At 62.1% G+C, this 17677-nt stretch carries 17 protein-coding genes; 8 read left to right on the top strand and 9 right to left on the bottom strand.

Going from position 1 to position 17677, the window contains the following annotated elements; genetic code table 11:
- Positions 1–11: 11 nt before the first annotated feature.
- Genes iolB through iolC form a run of 3 tightly spaced genes read right to left on the bottom strand, consistent with a single transcriptional unit; the run spans position 12 to position 2802 of the window.
- The gene (iolB, locus tag QMA15_RS13430; RefSeq protein WP_195791093.1) at positions 12–884 is read right to left on the bottom strand and encodes a 5-deoxy-glucuronate isomerase; all 873 of its coding nucleotides are present in this window, start codon (positions 882–884) and stop codon (positions 12–14) included.
- 21 nt (positions 885–905) lie between these two features.
- Complete coding sequence (locus tag QMA15_RS13425; protein WP_279163725.1) at positions 906–1805, bottom strand: aldolase; 900 nt, start codon at positions 1803–1805, stop codon at positions 906–908.
- Positions 1798–2802, bottom strand: coding sequence for a 5-dehydro-2-deoxygluconokinase (gene iolC, locus QMA15_RS13420; protein ID WP_279163726.1), 1005 nt, complete (start codon positions 2800–2802; stop codon positions 1798–1800). Before iolC ends, QMA15_RS13425 begins: the two co-directional genes overlap by 8 nt.
- Positions 2803–3001: 199 nt before the next feature.
- Here iolC and QMA15_RS13415 point away from each other — a divergent pair, with 199 nt between their 5' ends.
- From QMA15_RS13415 to iri, 4 genes are all read left to right on the top strand, one after another.
- Positions 3002–3739, top strand: coding sequence for a GntR family transcriptional regulator (locus QMA15_RS13415; RefSeq protein WP_003941006.1), 738 nt, complete (start codon positions 3002–3004; stop codon positions 3737–3739).
- 106 nt (positions 3740–3845) lie between these two features.
- The gene (locus tag QMA15_RS13410) at positions 3846–4994 is read left to right on the top strand and encodes a Gfo/Idh/MocA family oxidoreductase (protein WP_046378299.1); all 1149 of its coding nucleotides are present in this window, start codon (positions 3846–3848) and stop codon (positions 4992–4994) included.
- Between the two features lie 30 nt (positions 4995–5024).
- On the top strand, positions 5025–6410 hold the full coding sequence (locus QMA15_RS13405) for an MFS transporter (RefSeq protein ID WP_279163727.1): 1386 nt from the start codon (positions 5025–5027) through the stop codon (positions 6408–6410).
- 121 nt (positions 6411–6531) lie between these two features.
- Positions 6532–7959, top strand: coding sequence for a rifampin monooxygenase Iri (iri, locus tag QMA15_RS13400; protein WP_290284888.1), 1428 nt, complete (start codon positions 6532–6534; stop codon positions 7957–7959).
- 35 nt (positions 7960–7994) lie between these two features.
- On the opposite strand, the gene QMA15_RS13395 is transcribed toward iri, so the two are convergent.
- The 4 genes from QMA15_RS13395 to QMA15_RS13380 all read right to left on the bottom strand — a co-directional run bounded on the left by QMA15_RS13395 (position 7995) and on the right by QMA15_RS13380 (position 11358).
- The gene (locus tag QMA15_RS13395; RefSeq protein ID WP_230091127.1) at positions 7995–8474 is read right to left on the bottom strand and encodes a peptide deformylase; all 480 of its coding nucleotides are present in this window, start codon (positions 8472–8474) and stop codon (positions 7995–7997) included.
- 229 nt (positions 8475–8703) lie between these two features.
- Positions 8704–9021: a hypothetical protein gene (locus QMA15_RS13390; RefSeq protein WP_230091128.1), complete on the bottom strand. Its 318-nt coding sequence runs from the start codon at positions 9019–9021 to the stop codon at positions 8704–8706.
- A 61-nt stretch (positions 9022–9082) separates the two neighbouring features.
- Entirely contained in the window at positions 9083–10267 is a 1185-nt protein-coding gene (locus tag QMA15_RS13385; protein WP_060938838.1) for a phytanoyl-CoA dioxygenase family protein, read from the bottom strand.
- Between the two features lie 95 nt (positions 10268–10362).
- Positions 10363–11358 (bottom strand): Gfo/Idh/MocA family oxidoreductase, encoded by a 996-nt coding sequence (locus QMA15_RS13380; protein WP_070796149.1) that lies wholly within the window; start codon positions 11356–11358, stop codon positions 10363–10365.
- Between the two features lie 80 nt (positions 11359–11438).
- Between QMA15_RS13380 and QMA15_RS13375 the strand changes: the two genes are divergently transcribed.
- Positions 11439–12479 (top strand): Gfo/Idh/MocA family oxidoreductase, encoded by a 1041-nt coding sequence (locus QMA15_RS13375; RefSeq protein ID WP_134998750.1) that lies wholly within the window; start codon positions 11439–11441, stop codon positions 12477–12479.
- On the opposite strand, the gene QMA15_RS13370 is transcribed toward QMA15_RS13375, so the two are convergent.
- Positions 12476–13252, bottom strand: coding sequence for a TIM barrel protein (locus QMA15_RS13370; protein ID WP_279163730.1), 777 nt, complete (start codon positions 13250–13252; stop codon positions 12476–12478). The two genes, QMA15_RS13375 and QMA15_RS13370, sit on opposite strands and share 4 nt — an antisense overlap.
- Positions 13249–14274: a Gfo/Idh/MocA family oxidoreductase gene (locus tag QMA15_RS13365; RefSeq protein WP_279163731.1), complete on the bottom strand. Its 1026-nt coding sequence runs from the start codon at positions 14272–14274 to the stop codon at positions 13249–13251. The genes QMA15_RS13370 and QMA15_RS13365 overlap by 4 nt, the downstream gene beginning before the upstream one ends.
- Before the next feature lie 122 nt (positions 14275–14396).
- On the opposite strand from QMA15_RS13365, the gene QMA15_RS13360 reads away from it, so the two are divergent.
- The 3 genes from QMA15_RS13360 to QMA15_RS13350 all read left to right on the top strand — a co-directional run bounded on the left by QMA15_RS13360 (position 14397) and on the right by QMA15_RS13350 (position 17676).
- The gene (locus QMA15_RS13360) at positions 14397–15392 is read left to right on the top strand and encodes a LacI family DNA-binding transcriptional regulator (RefSeq protein WP_223258044.1); all 996 of its coding nucleotides are present in this window, start codon (positions 14397–14399) and stop codon (positions 15390–15392) included.
- Positions 15393–15552: 160 nt separating this feature from the next.
- Positions 15553–16554 carry a substrate-binding domain-containing protein gene (locus tag QMA15_RS13355; RefSeq protein ID WP_007727338.1) on the top strand — a complete coding sequence of 334 codons (1002 nt, stop codon included), beginning with the start codon at positions 15553–15555 and terminating at the stop codon, positions 16552–16554.
- A 63-nt stretch (positions 16555–16617) separates the two neighbouring features.
- Complete coding sequence (locus tag QMA15_RS13350) at positions 16618–17676, top strand: ABC transporter permease (RefSeq protein ID WP_003940759.1); 1059 nt, start codon at positions 16618–16620, stop codon at positions 17674–17676.
- Position 17677: the final 1 nt, after the last annotated feature.

Below are 17677 nucleotides of genomic sequence, written 5' to 3'. Positions count from 1 at the left end.
TTTCACTTCCGTCAGTTGTGGGACTGCAACGGCAGTCGAGGGTCGATGTCCTGGTGATCCCAGCTTCCACGTAGCCAGGTGTGTTGCGGATCGTCACAGATGTTCCACGCCCGGATCTCGCCCGAACCTGCCATGACATTGAGGTAGTACATGTGGTGGCCCGGCGCTGCGATGGACGGGCCGTGATAGCCGTGCGGCACGAGGACGACGTCGCCCGAGCGGACTTCCTCGAGCACCTCGATAGGTCTCTCGGCGGTTCCGTACACGCGGTGGTAGCCGAACCCTTCGGTCCCGGTGGGGCTGCGGTCGATCTCGAAGTAGTAGATCTCTTCCAGGGCCGATTCGACGTCGCTGTTCTCGTCGTGCTTGTGGCTGGGATACGACGACCAGTTCCCGCCGGGGGTGATGACCTCACACGCGATGATGGAGTCTGCCTCGAAAGTGTCTGCGGTGGCGAAGTTGTGAACCTGTCGGCTGCAGTTACCGGCACCGCGGAGTTCGACGGCAACTCCTGATGCGGGACCGTAGCGATGGGGGAGCTTTGCGCCGGCGCGCGCTCCGCACAGGGCGAAGCGGCCTCCACCTGCGCTGGCCACTGTGTAGTCGGAATCGCGTCCTATGTAGGCGAAGTCGCTCGGTCCGTCGAAGACCGACGCGCGGCCGGTCAGGGCGATCTCCGTCCCCTCGGCAACGATCACGGCCGAACCCGACAGTGGAACGACGACTATCTCGTTCTCGCCGGACTGCAGGTGGACGCTCGCGCCGGGGGCGAGTTCGAGTGTCCACAAGCTGGATTCGGCCCACCCGGCGGACTCCGGCGTGACCACTGTCGTGAAATCACCGTCGGCGGACGATCCGGCGGGGACGTAGTACTTGCTGAACATCTTGCTCCTGCCAGGTCGGTTCTAGTGGACGAGCTTGACTGCGGTGTCGACGGCCGCGGTCACGTCGCCGTCCGGTGGGTAGAGCAGCGCGCGCCCGACGATCAGTCCGCGCACGGACGGCAGCTGAAGGGCAGCGCCCCACTTCGCGTACGTTTCTTCCGGCGCGATCTGCGGATCGCCGCCCAGGAGCAGCGTCGGGAGGGTGGTCGCATCCATGACGCGTTCCATCTCGTCGACGACCGGCAGTTTCATCCACGTATACGCCGAGGTGGAGCCGAGACCTTGGGAGATGTGGATGGACTTGATGACGGCGTCGGGGCTGAGATCGTTGACCACCTTGCCGTTGACGCGACTGGAGAGGAACGGCTCGAGCATCGCGATCAGTCCGGCCGCGGCCAGTTCGTCAACGGCCTCGGCACATGCCGTCATGGTGGGCAGGGTGCCCGCGTCGTCGAGGGCGATGCGCAGCAGCATCTTTCCGCCGTTCATTCCGAACTTCGCGGTGCCCGCCGCGGTATATCCGGTCATGCGGTCGTCGAGTTCGAAGCTCGCGCCCGCCAGGCCGCCGCGGTTCATCGACGAGAAGACGACCTTGTCCTCGAGGGCCCCGAGGAGGAGCAGATCGTCGAGAATGTCCGCGGTACCGAGAACGCCGTCGACTCCGGGATTGTCGAGCGCGTTGCGTAATCTGTCGAGCAGATCGGTACGACTGTTCATCGCTGTCGGCTTGCCGCCGACAGACAATGCCCCACGCGCTGGATGATCGGCAGCGACGATCATCAGTCGTCCGTTGCCTCGAACGGTGGCGCGAGGAGTTCTTGCTGCCCAGGACTTTTCGATGATCTGCGGATCGCTCGCACGCAGTTCCGTCACGTCGGCGTAGGTGGTGGCGAGGGGGCGGGCGGCGAGCTTGTCAGACATTGACTGCCTCCGTGGCTGTGGCTTCGGCGAGATCGTGGACTTCTTCAGCGTTTGGCATCGCAGTGGAGCATTCGAGCCGAGATGCGACTATGGCACCGGCCGCGTTGGCGTAGCGCAGTACCTTCTCCAGTGGCCACCCGGCCAACAGTCCGTGGCACAGTGATCCGCCGAAGCTGTCGCCGGCACCCAGCCCGTTGACCACGTCGACGGCATTGGGCGGCACGGTGATCGATTGCTTTCGTGTTTTGCCGAGAACACCCTTCGGGCCCTGCTTCACGATCGCCAGTTCGACTCCGAGGTCGAGAAGCGCGTCAGCGGCCTTGTTCGGGTTGGTCTCACCGACCGCGATCTCGCACTCTTCGCGGTTTCCGACGGCTACCGTCACGTGCGCGAGAGCGCGCTGCACCTGAGTGGTCGCTTCTTGGGGTGTCGACCAGAACATCGGGCGGTAGTCCAGATCGAGGACCGTCAGCGGGCGTCGTTCGCGGGCTTCCCAAGCAGCGAAGTGTGTACTGCGACTCGGTTCTTCGGACAGTCCCGTCACAGTCGACCAGTAGAGGGATGCTCCTCGAACGGCGTCGAGGTCGATATCTTCCGGGGTGATCCGAAGATCGGGCGCATGCGGCTTGCGGTAGAAGTACAGCGGGAAGTCGTCAGGGGGGAAGATCTCGCAGAACGTCACCGGTGTCGGGTACTCGGAATTGGTGACGACAAACCTGTTGTCGACGCCCAGACGTGCCAACTCGCGTGTGACGAACTTTCCGAAGGGATCGCTGCCTACGCCGGAGATCAGTGCTGCTCGCCGGCCGAGGCGTGCAGCCGCCACCGAGACGTTTGCTGCGCTGCCGCCGAGAAACTTGCCGAAGGTCTCGACGTCTTCGAGTCCGACACCGGTTTGAAGTGGGTAGATGTCCACCCCCGATCGGCCGATGGCAAGCACGTCGAATGGTGCGTCAGGGATGTGTGACCCGCTCTGGTGAGTGTTGATGCTTGTCAAGACTGACTCCCGAGAGTTCGTGGTGGGCTGCCCGCGCAGGGCACCGTTGTATGACTGAAACTGTGCGCCGCGACACAGCGATTGTCAATAGTTTGTCTGGACATTATGACTTGCGGTCAAGTGAATGTTAGTGTTCGCATACACTGCCGAGAGAAGTAGCGTCGATACGGCGCCTTCCCAAGACAGATCGGAGTTGACCGTGGTCGCAGCACTCGCCGTCGAGTTGGACCGCTCGAGCCCGGTGCCGCTGTATTTTCAGCTGGCCCAGGCAATCGAGGGCGCTATTCTCGGTGGCGAACTTGCCCCAGGTGATCGCTTCGAGAACGAACTGGCGTTGGCCAAACGGCTCAATCTCTCACGTCCGACCACTCGACGTGCGATCCAGGAACTGGTGGACAAGGGCCTACTTGTTCGTAAGCGGGGAGTCGGAACTCAGGTGGTGCAAAGTCCGGTGCACCGCCCGGTCGAGCTCACCAGCCTGTTCGACGACCTTGCGAGGGCCGGCCAGGCGCCGACGACCAAGCTGCTCGAGTTCACGGTGGGAGTTCCCGCCGAGGACGTTGCCGCGGAACTCAACCTCGAACCTGACGCCGAAGTGGCCACCATCAGGCGTCTGCGAAGCACCAACGGCGAACCGCTTGCAGTGATGACCAACTACATTCCGGTGGACATCGCACCCGATCCCGAGGAGTTGGAGACGCAAGGGCTGTACCAAACCTTGCGAACTCGCGGAGTTCACATCCGTGTGGCGCGGCAGCGAATCGGCGCTCGGGCGGCGACTCGCGAAGAAGCAGGATTGCTCGACGAGAAAGTGGGTGCTGCCCTCTTGACCATGAGCCGCACTGCATTTGACGATTCAGGTAGTGCCGTCGAGTACGGCAGCCACTGCTACCGAGCGTCGCGTTACTACTTCGACACCACCGTGGTCGACCGCTAGATCTCGATCCCGGTGACACGAGTACCCGCCTGACCGAGTCAGTGGGGGTGATTTGTGATCCCAGCATTTCTGCGATCCTTCGATCATTTGACCCGAACGGAGCCTCATGACAGGCATTTCAGTAGCAGTTGCCGGATTCGGATGGATGGGCCGCGTACACACGCAGGCGTATCTGCGTCTGCGGCAGCACTATCCCCAGCTTCCCGTGATCCGCCTGGCCGCCGTCGCCGACGAGGTGCCGGGCCGAGGGGAGGAAGCGGCGGACCAATTCGGTTTCGAAGCTTTCACCCAGGACTGGCGCGATATCGCAGCCGATCCGGCCATCGACGCGGTGAGCATCACGGCCCCGAACTTCTTGCACCGTGAAATCGGCGTCGCAATGGCAGAAGCCGGCAAACACATCTGGATCGAGAAGCCCGTCGGCTTGTCCACGGAAGACGCCAAAGCTGTTGCCGCAGCGGTCTCGAAGGCCGGTGTGCAGTCGACCGTCGGCTTCAACTACCGAAACGCGCCGGCTGTAGCCCTGGCAAAAAGCCTGATCGACTCAGGGGAGTTGGGCACGATCACGCACTCGAGGTTTCGTTTCCTCAGCGACTATGCGGCCCACCCTGAAGGCGCTTTGAGTTGGCGATACGAGCGTGAGCGCGGCGGCGCCGGCGTCCTGGGCGACTTGGCTTCGCACGGCATCGATCTGATTCGTCATCTTCTCGGTGACGTCGACGCTCTCGTTGCTGATACTGCGATCTTCATCCCGGAGCGTGCGCGTCCGTCCGCCGCTACCAGTGGACATGCCCGAGCCAGCGGCGGGGAGATGGGAGCTGTCGAGAACGAAGACTTCGTCAGCGCACTGCTGCGGCTCGGCTCGGGCGGCCGCTGCACCCTCGAAGCGTGCCGAGTCGCCGTGGGAGAGCAGAACAACTACGGATTCGAGATTCACGGTACGAAGGGTGCCGTGTTCTGGGATTACCGCCGGATGGGTGAACTGGGCACCAGCCTCGGCTCGAAGTATCAGGACCAATCCGTCACGACGGTTTTGGTCGGCCCCGAGTCGGGAGAGTTCGGCCGCTTCCAACCCGGCGCGGCCAACGCCATGGGTTATGACGACCTGAAGGTCATCGAGGCTCGCAATTTCGTCTCCTCGATCGTGGACGGAGCGCCGCAGGGCGCGACCATCGCTGATGCTGTCGCGTCGGCGCAGGCTCTGGACGCGATGGTTGCCTCGGTCTCCTCCGGTGGCTGGATTTCTCTCGGCTGATCGAGAATTGCTCCGAAAGGCTCTGGCGCAGTGACATTTCCCCGCGGACTGGCGTTGCTGGTGGCAGCAGCACTGTTCATGGAGATGCTCGATGCGACGATTCTCGCAACCGCACTGCCGTCGATCGCCCAATCCTTCGGAGTTGACGCCGTCGACGTCAATGTCGCCGTTTCTTCGTATCTCCTGGTGTTGGCCGTCCTGATCCCGGCGAGCGGATGGATGGCCGACAGGTTCGGAACGCGACGTGTCTTCATCTCTGCCATAGCCGTTTTCACGGTGGCGTCGGTGGGATGTGCACTGAGCACGTCCCTCCCGATGCTGGTGGGAATGCGCGCACTACAAGGGGTAGGCGGCGCCATGATGGTGCCGGTAGGGCGGCTCGCAGTATTGCGGGTGACGTCGAAGGCGGAACTCGTACGGGCTATCGCTTACTTGACGTGGCCGGCGCTCACAGCGCCGGTTCTTGCGCCCGCTGTGGGTGGAGCCATCGTGTCGATCGCTTCGTGGCGCTGGATCTTTCTGATCAACGTTCCGATCGGGATCGTCGGGTTTCTGCTGGCATTGCGCATGGTGCCCGACATTCGGCAAACGCAGAAACGGAGCCTCGACTGGCTGGGATTGGTGGTGATCGGAGCAGGCGTCGCAGTGCTTGTCGTGGCGCTCGACAGCGTGCACAGTGTCGGAACCGACTGGCTACGAGTGGGCCTCGGGATCATTGCGGCTCTGATCTTGTTGAGCTTGGCCGTCATTCACCTCGTCCGGTCGGATCATCCGCTCATCGCGCTCGGCGTCCTCCGACTTCGATCGTTTCGGCTCGTCGCGTCGAGCGGCTCGCTGTACCGGCTCGTGATCATGGGCGTGCCGTTTGTGCTGCCGTTGTTGTTCCAAGTGGGATTCGGAATGTCGGCGTTCAAGGCCGGTCTGCTGGTGATGGCCCTGTTCGCGGGGAATATCGCGATCAAACCGCTCACCACTCCGCTCATGCGTAGATTCGGGATCAGACGAGTTCTGGTGGGAAACGGAGTTCTGTCGGTGGTGTGCTTCGGTGCGCTGGTACTGATCTCGTCGACGACACCGGACGTCGTTATCGCTGTTGCACTGTTTGTCAGCGGCGCGTTGCGATCCATCGGGTTCACCGCGTACAACAGCTTGGCGTTCGCCGACGTCGACTCGGGTGAGCTGACCGATGCAAATACTCTGCATGCAACGCTGCAAGAGTTGGCATCCGGTCTGGGTATTGCACTGTCCGCGTTGGTGATCACGCTCTGCACACCGTTGGCGGAGTCGGAGGATCTGAGCGGCGGAGTGCCGTTTTCTCTGACGCTGGGTGTTCTCGGGGCCATGCTGGTGCCGACGGTGATCGAGAGTTGGCGGCTCCCACGCGATACAGGTGCTGTGGTGTTGGTGCGCCGATAATGAAGCGTCTTCCGCCACCTTCATCATAACGCGGGACCCGGGGCTTGCGGCAAGGCCCCGGTGATGGTGCACACTCGTCTGCTGCGAGCAAGCAAAAGCCTTGCCCGAAGGAGGGGATCGCATGAGTGACGTCATCATTGTCGGTGCTGGACCAACTGGATTGATGCTGGCAGGTGAGCTCCGGCTACAGGGCGTCGATGTCGTCGTCGTGGACAAGGACGAGGAGCCGACTCAGTTCGTCCGTGCCCTCGGCATCCATGTGCGCAGCATCGAAATCATGGAGCAGCGCGGGTTGCTGGACAAGTTCCTCGCGCACGGCCGCAAGTATCCGCTCGGTGGATTCTTCGCGGGGATCAGCAAGCCGGCACCCGCGCACCTCGATACTGCGCACGGGTACGTCCTGGGCATACCTCAGCCCGAGATCGACAGGATTCTTGCCGAACATGCCACCGAAGTCGGCGCGGACATTCAGCGAGGGAAGCGCGTCGTCGCGATCCGTCAAGATACCGACAACGTCACAGCGGAATTGTCCGACGGCACAACACTTCACGCGCGTTACCTCGTGGGCTGCGACGGCGGCCGCAGCACTGTTCGGAAGCTGATCGACGTCGGGTTTCCCGGCGAGCCGTCGAGCGCCGACACGTTGATCGGCGAAATGGACGTGACCATGCCCGCTGATGAACTGGCCGCCGTTGTCGCCGAAATCCGGGAAACGCACAAACGATTCGGAGTCGGTCCCGCCGGCAATGGTGCTTTTCGTGTCGTGGTTCCTGCAGCCGAAGTTGCCGACGGCCGCGCAACACCGACCACCCTCGACGACATCAAACAACAGCTACTGGTCATTGCCGGTACCGACTTCGGTGTGCACTCGCCGCGGTGGCTCTCGCGCTTCGGCGACGCCACCCGTCTGGCGGAGCACTACCGGCGCGACCGGGTGTTTCTCGCCGGCGACGCCGCACACATCCACCCACCGATGGGCGGTCAAGGTCTCAATCTCGGTGTGCAGGACGCCTTCAACCTCGGCTGGAAGCTCGCCGCCGAGATCAACGGCTGGGCACCGGAGGGCCTGCTCGACACGTACGAATCGGAACGGCGTCCGGTGGCTGCCGACGTGCTGGACAACACGCGCGCCCAGGCCGAGTTGATCTCCACCGCTGCCGGACCACAAGCGGTGCGGCGCTTGATCTCCGAGCTGATGGAATTCGAAGACGTCAAGCGCTATTTGACCGAGAAGATCACTGCGATCTCGATTCGCTACGATTTCGGCGAAGGCGACGACCTACTCGGTCGGAGGCTGCGGAACATCGCGTTGACCCGCGGCAACCTGTACGACCTGATGCGATCTGGCCGCGGACTTCTTCTCGACCAGGGTGGCCAACTGTCCGTCGACGGTTGGAGCGATCGCGCCGACCATATCGTTGACACAAGCACTGAATTGGAAGTTCCGGCTGTCCTGCTTCGGCCGGACGGTCATGTGGCATGGGTCGGGGATACACAGGCGGAGTTGGATACTCAGCTGTTTAAGTGGTTCGGCCGGCCAACGGCGTAGGGCTATCTGGTTCCACCTCTAAGCCGACTGGCCGCTTAACACGCCGGCCAATGGGCTGTGTATTGATCCGATACTTCGTCGTGGTCGCGATAGAGCTGTTTGCGTTTGCGCGTTGGAAGTCGGTCGCCGAAGACAATGCCGTTGATGTGGTCGGTCTCGTGTTGGAAGCAGCGCCCGAGGGTGCCACCTGCAGTGATTTCGATCGGGTTGCCGTATTGATCGTTTCCGCGACAGGTCGAGAAGTCGGGTCGCGCGAGGTCTGTGTAGGCGCCGGGTAGGGACAGACAGCCTTCGCAGTAGTCGACTAGCTGCCGGTCGACTCCTTCAGGAAGGTCAACGACCGGATTGCAGACGACGCCGGTGCGTTGCGTCCCTACCTCGTCGGTGCAGTCGTAGATGAACACCGCGAGGTCGACGCCGATCTGTTGAGCTGCGAGTCCTGCGCCGTTTGCGGCGGTGTTGGTAGCGAACATGTCTGCCAGCAGATCTTGGAGATCGCTGCCGAATTCAGTCACTGGCCGAGCTGGCGTATGAAGGACAGGGGTGCCCCAGCGAATGATCGGTTGCGCGGTACCTAGGCGGAGAAGTTCGGAGACAGGCATGAGGTTCATGTTCCGCTCTGCTCCTGCCCAACGCAACGAGAGTGTTCGCGTTCGACCGCTACGTTCCTCACCGCCGTGCAGCGCCGGTTTACTCTCCCGCGTCGCGCGGACCGCTGTCTGAACATTGGATCTGGTGCAACTTTCAGTCAGCGTGCTCGACGGTCCCTTCGCCTCCACGCTGTCGAGCCCTACCGGGATTGATGTGGAGCCGAACACCCTCATAGGTGACTGTGTACGGCACATCGTCATCGTTGTCCGGGTCGCCGGAGTCCGCAGGATCCGGCAGTTCCGCGATCTGTTCGATGACCGTCTGTGCTCGCGCCGCACCAGGATCGAACATTTCCTGAAACGGCCCCACGAACGAGCCACCGAGTCCGCGGCGCTTCGCCCGAACAGCCGCCCACCCGAACGTCGCCAACGGGCCGATCATGGCGAACAGCACTAACAAGTCCCACCCCATGCTTCGAGCGTACCGACCGATCGGCATTAAGCGGCCCAAGTCTCTTCAGCGCTGCCGTCCCTCAGCTCATTCGTCTCGCTGACTGTGCCTTCAGTAGATCGGCCAGTCGATCAGGTGAGATCCGCTCGCGAACCGCTTCCGTCACGAGTTCGGCCTGCGTCTGAGGCGCGAGGCCGTCGATCGGTTGGTCTCGGTCCAGATTGGTCGGGAAGGCGTAGCCCTCGGCCGAGGCGGCGACGGCGCACCGAACTGCCTCGTCGGACCCCGCCTCGCTGAGAGCGAGCAGTGCCGGATAGATCGCGTTGACGAGTGCCTCCCGGTCGATGGTTCCGAGGGCTCGACCGAAGGCCGACGACACCTGGAGAAGATTTGCCATACGCAGGACGTCCGCGGACTTGTTGTGGCCTGCCGCGTGGAACAGCGCTGGGTTGAAGAAGACGGCATCTCCCTTCTTCAAAGGTAATTGGACGTAGTTGGCTTCGAAGAACTCCTTGAACTCGGGACGCTCGAACGCGAGGTATCCGGCTTCGAATTGCTGGGAGTACGGCAGATACTTGGTCGGGCCCGTCTCGGCCGGCATATCCACGTGGGCGACTGCACCTTGCAAGGTGAGGGCAGGGGTCAAGCGGTGAACATGCGCCCGAAACTTCGCGGCTACGTCGCTCGACATGAAACCGAGGTGGTAGTCGCGATGTGGATTCTGTGCGGCGCCACCGGGATTGACGACGTTGACGTCCGACGTCACCTGATACATGGGGCCGAGCCACGCTTCCGAAGCCAAAGCGACAATGCTGTTTGCGTAGTAGTCGACGTAAGCCTTGGGATCTTCGAGCGCCAACTTCAGTTGTGCGCCCCAGATTCGGTCATTGGCACCAGGTTTGGCGAAGTGATCTCCTGACGCTGCACCGGATTCGTGTTGGCGTGCAATGAGTTCACGGAAGACCGCGCTGGCGCGATCCAGTATCTCCGCGTCGAATGCGCCTTGAAAGACTGTGATGCCGGGGCCGGTGAGTAACGCCCGGGCGATCTCGTCTTGGATCTCGGCCCGGGTTTCAGGATTCGACGATTGCTCTACCAATGCTTCGGAGCGGTACAGAAGAACCCCGTCGGCCACTGAATCGGCGTACGGGTAATCGGCAAGGTCGGTGTCGTGCGCGACCAAAGCGGCGAAGTCGTCGATGTTGCAGTCTTCTCGGTGCAACCTACCTGCGGACGGCACGGTGTGGTCGGTCAGTGATGGAGTCATTCGGGGCCTTTCCTGCGGTGTTCAAGATGCGCTGTACCTCAAAGACTGCCAAGGAGAACCCATCGAAACTACCCCTGAAATCCATCAAAAAGACATCAGAAACTTTCCCCCACGGGCTCGACCGAGACAGTTGCCCCCGCGGAGTGCATCGACTTGATCACGGCAGCTGCCACGAGATTTGCCCGCAGGCCGTCCGCGGCTGTGGCCAACGTCGACGGTCTTCCGGTGCTCAATGCGTCGATCCACTCTTGAAGTTGGCGGCGATACGACTCGGCAAAACGCGGAATCCAATCCGCCGCATAGCCGTACGAGTGGGATCGATCCGCGTCGGTGTGGATGACCACCGGTTCGGCGAGACGAGCGGCGCCGATTTCGCCCACGACCTCGCACCGAGTGTCGTAGCCGTACCGTGCGTTGAGAAAGACCTCGACCGTGGTGAGAACGCCGTCGGCGGTGCGCAGCATGATTATCTGCGGATCCTGGCGATCGGTCACCAGCGAACTCGAGCGCCCGCAGTGCCAGCTGGCTGCGACGACGGGGGAGTTCAAGATCCACGGCACGATGTCGAGTTCGTGAATCGCGGAGTTGGTCACCGTGGATTCCGAGCTGCCACCCGGGTAGGCGCTGACAGTGCGACTCGAGCAGTGCACGATCAGTGGGTCACCGATACGGCCGGAATGTGTTTCGGCCTTCAGCGCCACGTATCCCGGATCGAAGCGGCGCATGAATCCGACGCTCACAAGGGGGCTTTCGGGGTTCTCGGCCGCAGCGACGCGTCGGCAGTCCTCTGCTGTCACTGCGAGGGGCTTTTCACACAGAACCGGTTTTCCGGCTTCGACAGCAGCAAGCGTGAGGTCGGCATGCGTTGAATCATGGGAAGCGATGACTACGGCGTCCACACCGGCGTCGTTGATCAGTTTCAACGGATCGGTCACCCACCGTGCGCCGACTGCTGATGCTACGGACTTTGCTCGCTCTTGATCGAGGTCTGCAACCACAGAGACCGTTGCCCCGGAGACCGTGGAGTGGAGATTGCGGACGTGGTCGGCGCCCATGACGCCGGTTCCGATCACACCGACACGAATCGACATGAGGTTCCTACTTCCAGAGGATTGAAATGGACAACCTAATGTCCTTACATAATTCGAGGTTCGACTCTACAGTTCGAGGCATGACATCTTCTACAGTTCTGGAACTCCCTCGCACCCGGGTCCCTGATCCGGTCGACGCTCCGACTTTGCGCTGGGGGATCCTCGGGCCTGGCTGGATCGCACAGCGCTTCGTGGAGTCACTCCAGAGAAATACAGCGCAGGAAGTCACGGCCGTCGCTTCGCGCGGACTCACCCGCGCTCAGGCCTTCGCGGACAATTGGGGGATCCGACGCGCTCACGGTAGCTACGACGCTTTGCTTGCCTCCGAGGATGTGGACGTCGTCTATGTCGCAACACCGCACACTGCTCATTTCGATTGCGCGATGGCGGCATTGGATCACGGCAAGCATGTCGTGATCGAAAAGCCGCTGGCTTTGAACGGAGCGCAGGGACGGGCGATTCAGGAGCGGGCGGCTGCGCTCGGACTGTTTTGCATGGAGGCGATGTGGACGTCGTTCCTGCCCAAGTTCGACGTGATCGACCAGATCCTCGAGGCTGGACTGCTGGGAACCATACGTACGGTTCTGGCCGATCACGGCGAACGGTTCGAGACCGATCATCGTATCTACGATCCAGCGCTTGCGGGTGGTCCACTTCTCGACCTCGGGACCTATCCGGTCAGTCTCGCGTATCGGGTATTGGGTGTTCCTACTGCGGTTGCTGCCCTGGGCGAGCCGGCGAATGACATGGTGAACGGCCAGATCTCAGCGGTTCTGTCCTGGGCAGGCATTGCTCAGGCCAGTCTGAACACCACGATCCTTGCTGACACGCCCAACACGGCCTCGATCTGCGGCGACAAGGGGATGATCGTTCTGGACTCGACGTTCTACCGGCCCGGGGCCTTCACTGTTCGGCTAGGTGACGGAAGATCTGCGCGCTACGACGATCCGGTCGACGGATACGTCGGAGGTCTCGCATTCGAGGCGGCCGAGGCGGCGCGGCGGATCACCGCCGGGGATATCGAGTCGCCGGTCCATCCGCTCGACGCGGCCATTGCGACGCTCGACATCCTCGACGAGATCCGCCGTCACGTGGGGATCACGTTCCCGGGTGAGGGCTAGAGCGTAAAGGCCTTCCGGAAAGCAGTGAGTGCGGTGTCACTGTCTCCGGATGCCCAGCCCTCCAAACCGATCGTGCCGGTGTAACCCTGGTCGGCGAGCACGCGTGCGATGGCGGGGTAGTTGATCTCGCCGGTTCCGGGTTCGTATCGGCCGGGTACGTCGGCCACCTGAATCTCGCCGATGTTGTCACCACAACGCCGCACGAGTTCGATGAGGTTTCCTTCGCCGATCTGTGCGTGGTAGAGGTCGAGCATCATCTTGAGGTTGGGGTGTGAGACGGATTCCACCAGTGCCAGAGTGTCTTTGGCGCGGGCCATCGGTACGCCGGGGTGATCGACGATCGTATTGAGATTCTCGAGGCAGAAGACGACTCCGGCTTCTTCGCCCAGTCTCGCGATCTTCTCGAGAGCGCGTTGGGCGGTCAGCCACATCGCTCCCGTAGTTCGATACTGCGGGCGCGCAGCCTGTCCGTCGATCAGCTCGCCGGTATGGAAGTTCAGCCGGGGAACGCCGAGTTTCGCTGCCGGAGCGAGGCATAGCGCCGCTGTGCGTACCAGTTCGGCGCTGCCGGCTTCGTCGAACAAATCGCCGTGGAGATAGCCGGTCATCGAGGAGAACCGAGCTCCGGTGGCGACCAGAGCTTCGAGGTCTTTGTCTTGCCAACTCCAGATCTCAGCTGCGAACCCCGCCTCCGAGATCCGCCGAACACGCTCGACGACAGGGAGTTCGGTGAACGTCATCTCGGCAGAGACCGCCAAGTCGAAGGGGCTCACTGCGGCACCGCCAGCAACGAGACGGGCAGTCCGGTTTCCACGGATTCTTTTGCGGCCAGTGCGATTTCCAGGGCGTTGCGAGCATCGAGACCGTCGACCGACGGCGCACTGCCGGAGAGGATGCAGTCTGCGAAGTGCACCAGCTGGGCAACATAGGCGTCGTGAAACAGTTCGATGTTCACCCGAGGTGTGTCGGCCAGAACGCCCGGTGAGCTGTAATGACGCATCGCGGTCCGCGTGACCTCGCCTGCACTCACCATTCCACCGGAACCGAAAACTTCGCCGCGCACGTCGTAACCGTAGGTGGCTTGGAAGTTGGCCTCGGCCGACGCGAGGGCGCCGTTGTCGAAGCGCAACTGAACCATCGACGTGTCGAGGTACCCCTGCTCCTTGTACTGCGGATGGATGAGAGCATTCGCCTGCGCGAACACCTCGACGACGCGTGCCCCGGGGTTGAGCCAGAGCAGAGCGTCGAAGTCGTGAATCAGCGTCTCGTTGAAGATGGTCCACGGCTTGACTCGGGAGGCGACGTCGGCGGTGATTCCTGGGTCGCGGGTCAGAGAACGAAGTAGCTGTGGGGTTCCGATCCCGCCGGCGGTGATCACGTCGTGGGCCGCGGTGAAGTCGGCGGCGAAGCGCCGGTTGAAACCGACTTGCAGCGCAACGTTGTTCGCGGCACATGCGCCGATCGCGCGATCGGCGTCCTCGAGTGTCAAGGCCATCGGCTTTTCGCAGAAGACATGTTTGCCGGCCTCCGCGGCGGCCACCACGAGATCGGTGTGAGTTGATGCGGGCGTGCTGATGAGCACCGCTTCGACGGTCGGATCGGTAATCAGCTCAAGGGCGTCGGTGTACGCGCGGGCGTCGGGACTGACACGTTCGATCAACGACGCCGCAGCGCCGGGCGCAGGATCGGCGACGGCGACGAGACGGGTGCCGGAGATACGCAGCGCGACGGACTCGCCGTGGAAGCGGCCGATCCATCCGGCGCCGATGAGACCGACTGCAACAGAGGCAGACATGGGGGCTCCGTTCGGAGTGAGAATGAGGAACTAGATCGTTCTAGTCCATGTCAGTAAAGCGCCGGATGCGGCGCGCGTCAATGCTTCGGTGCTTATTCGCTGGAACGATCTAGTCTGTGGAGGTGAACAGTCGACGCCCCACCTTGCAAGACGTAGCAGACCTGGCCGGTGTGTCACGCGCACTGGTGTCCATCGTCATTCGTGATGTCCCAGGTGCCAGCGATGCGACGCGGGTACGGGTCAAGGCGGCCGCGGACGAACTCGGCTATCGACCCGACAACGCGGCGCGACTGCTGCGCCAACATCGCAGCCGCCTGATCGGTGTCAGTTACGTTGCGGCGCAAACATTTCACGCGGAGCTGCTCGACGAAATCTATGTGGCCGCCGAACGGTCGCGCTACGACGTCGTCCTCAGTGCGGTCTCGGAGCGACGGCCGGATTCTCGTGCAACGCGGACCCTGCTCGACGACCGGTGTGAGGCGATCTTGCTGTTGGGTTCACAGGCGCCGGAAGCAGAGATCGTCGACCTGGCCGACAAGGTTCCCGTTGTCGTAATCGCGCGGAAGATGTCGTCAGTGCACGTGGATGTTGTCCGAACAGATGACGAGGCGGGCGCGGTGATGGCCGTGAATCACCTTGTCGAACTCGGGCACCGCTCGATCGCCCACGTCGACGGCGGGCGAGGCCCTGGTGCCCAGGAACGGCGTCAGGGCTACCGCAAGGCCATGCGAGCGGCAGGTCTGGAGCCGAGAATTCTTCCCGGCGGTCTCACGGAGGAGTTCGGCGCAGCTGCCGCCAGGTCGATGGTCGAGGGTGGGTTACCCGGGGCGGTCTTCGCTTTCAACGATCGCTGCGCGCTCGGAGTTCTCGACGTCTTCCTGCGTGCCGGGATCTCGGTGCCTGGCGACGTTTCCGTGATCGGATTCGACAACAGTGCATTGGCAGGTTTGGCGCACATCGATCTGACCAGTGTCGGGCAGGACACGGCGTTTCTGGGCGGCGCCGCGGTGGAGCGGATCTCCGAACGCCTCGACGGCGGAAGTGGGCCATTGGGCAAGGACATTGTCGCGCAGCCACAACTGGTGGTTCGAGGTTCAACTGGACCCGCAGGGCATTGACCTGCAGTTTCGACTTCAATCAGTTTGTTCGGTCTTTGATAAGCAGTCCTAATGTCAGAACAAACTATTGACATTCGACTGTGACGGGTATTACATCTTTCACATACAACCGAGCACCATCCGTTCGCGGGCCGTTGGTTGATGTCGAGAGGGAGTTCACATGTCGTTTCTCACGGGACGCAAAAGCGTTGCCGTACTGGCCGGAGCCTCAGTCGTGGTCTTGGGTCTGGCCGCCTGTTCAAGCACCGGCGGAAAGCCGGATTCTTCCGGATCCGGAATGGGCGCGGGTACGGCGGACACGCCCCGCGCCACCATTGCGATGATCACTCACGAAGTTCCCGGTGACACGTTCTGGGATCTGGTGCGCAAGGGAGCCGAAACCGCAGCGGCCAAGGACAACATCGAGCTTCGGTACTCCGCCGATCCCGAGGCGCCGAATCAGGCCAACTTGGTTCAGAGTGCGATCGACAGCAAGGTCGACGGGATTGCCGTGACCCTCGCGAAGCCTGACGCCATGGTTGCCGCGGTCCAAAGTGCCACCGCCGCGGGCATTCCGGTGGTCGCCCTCAACTCGGGCCTCGAAACCTGGAAGGACATGGGCGTCAAGGAGTACTTCGGTCAGGACGAGTCGATTGCCGGTGAAGCTGCCGGCGAGCGACTCAACACCGAAGGTGCCACCAAGGTGTTGTGCGTCATTCAGGAGCAGGGCAACGTGAGCCTCGAATCACGTTGTGCCGGAGTGAAGAAGTCGTTCAAGGGAACGACGGAGATTCTCAACGTCAACGGCAAGGACATGCCGTCGGTGGAATCGACCATCACCGCGAAACTTCAACAGGACCCGGCAATCGATCGAGTTCTCGCACTCGGTGCTCCATTTGCTTTGACGTCCGTGACGTCGGTCGGCAATGCGGGCAGCAAGGCGAAGGTCGTCACCTTCGACACCAACGCGGCGCTCGTCGACGCCATCAAATCCGGTGACGTGCAGTGGGCAGTGGACCAGCAACCCTTCCTGCAGGGCTACCTCGCCATCGATTCGCTGTGGCTTTACCTCAACAACGGCAACGTGATCGGTGGCGGCTTGCCGACCCTGACCGGACCCGCGTTCATCGACAACACCAACATCGACTCGGTCGCCGAGTACGCCAAGAACGGAACTCGCTGATCCAGGCGCACGGAGGGCTGAGAGTCCGCCCTCCGTGCGCCTGTCCAGCACGGAAGGGAAATCATGTCCACTCAGGCAGATCTCGACCTTGCCGCCCACAAAGTCGTGACCGATGAACGGGTGAAGGAGCAAAAGCGCATTCAGCGCCTACTGCTCCGCCCGGAGATGGGTTCACTTGTCGGCGCCATCGCCATCTTCATCTTCTTCTGTATCGTCGCGGCACCGTTCCGTACGCCGGAAGCGCTTGCGACAGTGCTCTACTCCAGCTCCACGATCGGCATCATGGCTTGCGCGGTCGCCCTGCTCATGATCGGCGGCGAGTTCGACCTCTCCGCCGGCGTCGCAGTCACCACGTCCTCGCTCGCCGCGTCGATGATCGCCTACAACCTGCACCTCAATCTGTGGGTGGGTGCGATTCTGGCGCTCGTCGTTTCGCTCGCAGTCGGATTCTTCAACGGCTACCTCGTCATGAAGACGAAGATTCCCAGCTTCCTCATCACCCTGAGCTCGTTCCTGATGCTGACCGGAATCAACCTGGCCGTCACCAAGCTCGTGAGTGGTCAGGTTGCCACACCCAGCGTCTCCGACATGGCCGGATTCGATTCCGCGAAAAAGGTATTCGCGTCGTCGTTCTCGGTCTTCGGGGTGTCCGTCAAGATCACGGTCGTGTGGTGGCTGCTGTTCACCGCGATTGCAACATTTGTTTTGTTCAAGACCAAGATCGGCAACTGGATCTTCGCGGTCGGCGGCAATCAGGACAGTGCCCGCGCGATCGGTGTGCCGGTGACCGCAGTCAAGATCGGTTTGTTCATGACCGTCGGCTTTGCTGCCTGGTTCGTGGGCATGCATCTGCTGTTCTCGTTCAATACCGTTCAGTCCGGTCAGGGTGTCGGTAACGAGTTCCTGTACATCATCGCCGCAGTCATCGGCGGTTGCCTGCTCACCGGTGGTTACGGAACCGCGATCGGTGCTGCGATCGGCGCATTCATCTTCGGTATGACCAACCAGGGCATCGTCTACGCAGGCTGGAACCCGGACTGGTTCAAGTTCTTCCTCGGCGCCATGCTGCTGTTCGCGGTCATCGCCAACAACGCATTCCGCAACTACGCTGCGAAAAGGTGAC

Source organism: Rhodococcus sp. APC 3903 (genome assembly GCF_030407755.1).
GTDB classification, from domain to species: Bacteria; Actinomycetota; Actinomycetes; order Mycobacteriales; family Mycobacteriaceae; genus Rhodococcus_F; species Rhodococcus_F erythropolis.
This window is presented reverse-complemented; position numbering and strand designations above follow the sequence as displayed.

What these genes read in the sequence shown, in the direction of transcription:
- iolB (WP_195791093.1), bottom strand. Translation starts at nt 884, where the DNA reads ATGTTCAGCAAGTACTACGTCCCCGCCGGATCGTCCGCCGACGGTGAT.
- QMA15_RS13425 (WP_279163725.1), bottom strand. Translation starts at nt 1,805, where the DNA reads ATGTCTGACAAGCTCGCCGCCCGCCCCCTCGCCACCACCTACGCCGAC.
- QMA15_RS13410 (WP_046378299.1), top strand. Translation starts at nt 3,846, where the DNA reads ATGACAGGCATTTCAGTAGCAGTTGCCGGATTCGGATGGATGGGCCGC.
- iri (WP_290284888.1), top strand. Translation starts at nt 6,532, where the DNA reads ATGAGTGACGTCATCATTGTCGGTGCTGGACCAACTGGATTGATGCTG.
- QMA15_RS13390 (WP_230091128.1), bottom strand. Translation starts at nt 9,021, where the DNA reads ATGGGGTGGGACTTGTTAGTGCTGTTCGCCATGATCGGCCCGTTGGCG.
- QMA15_RS13385 (WP_060938838.1), bottom strand. Translation starts at nt 10,267, where the DNA reads ATGACTCCATCACTGACCGACCACACCGTGCCGTCCGCAGGTAGGTTG.
- QMA15_RS13380 (WP_070796149.1), bottom strand. Translation starts at nt 11,358, where the DNA reads ATGTCGATTCGTGTCGGTGTGATCGGAACCGGCGTCATGGGCGCCGAC.
- QMA15_RS13375 (WP_134998750.1), top strand. Translation starts at nt 11,439, where the DNA reads ATGACATCTTCTACAGTTCTGGAACTCCCTCGCACCCGGGTCCCTGAT.
- QMA15_RS13365 (WP_279163731.1), bottom strand. Translation starts at nt 14,274, where the DNA reads ATGTCTGCCTCTGTTGCAGTCGGTCTCATCGGCGCCGGATGGATCGGC.
- QMA15_RS13355 (WP_007727338.1), top strand. Translation starts at nt 15,553, where the DNA reads ATGTCGTTTCTCACGGGACGCAAAAGCGTTGCCGTACTGGCCGGAGCC.
- QMA15_RS13350 (WP_003940759.1), top strand. Translation starts at nt 16,618, where the DNA reads ATGTCCACTCAGGCAGATCTCGACCTTGCCGCCCACAAAGTCGTGACC.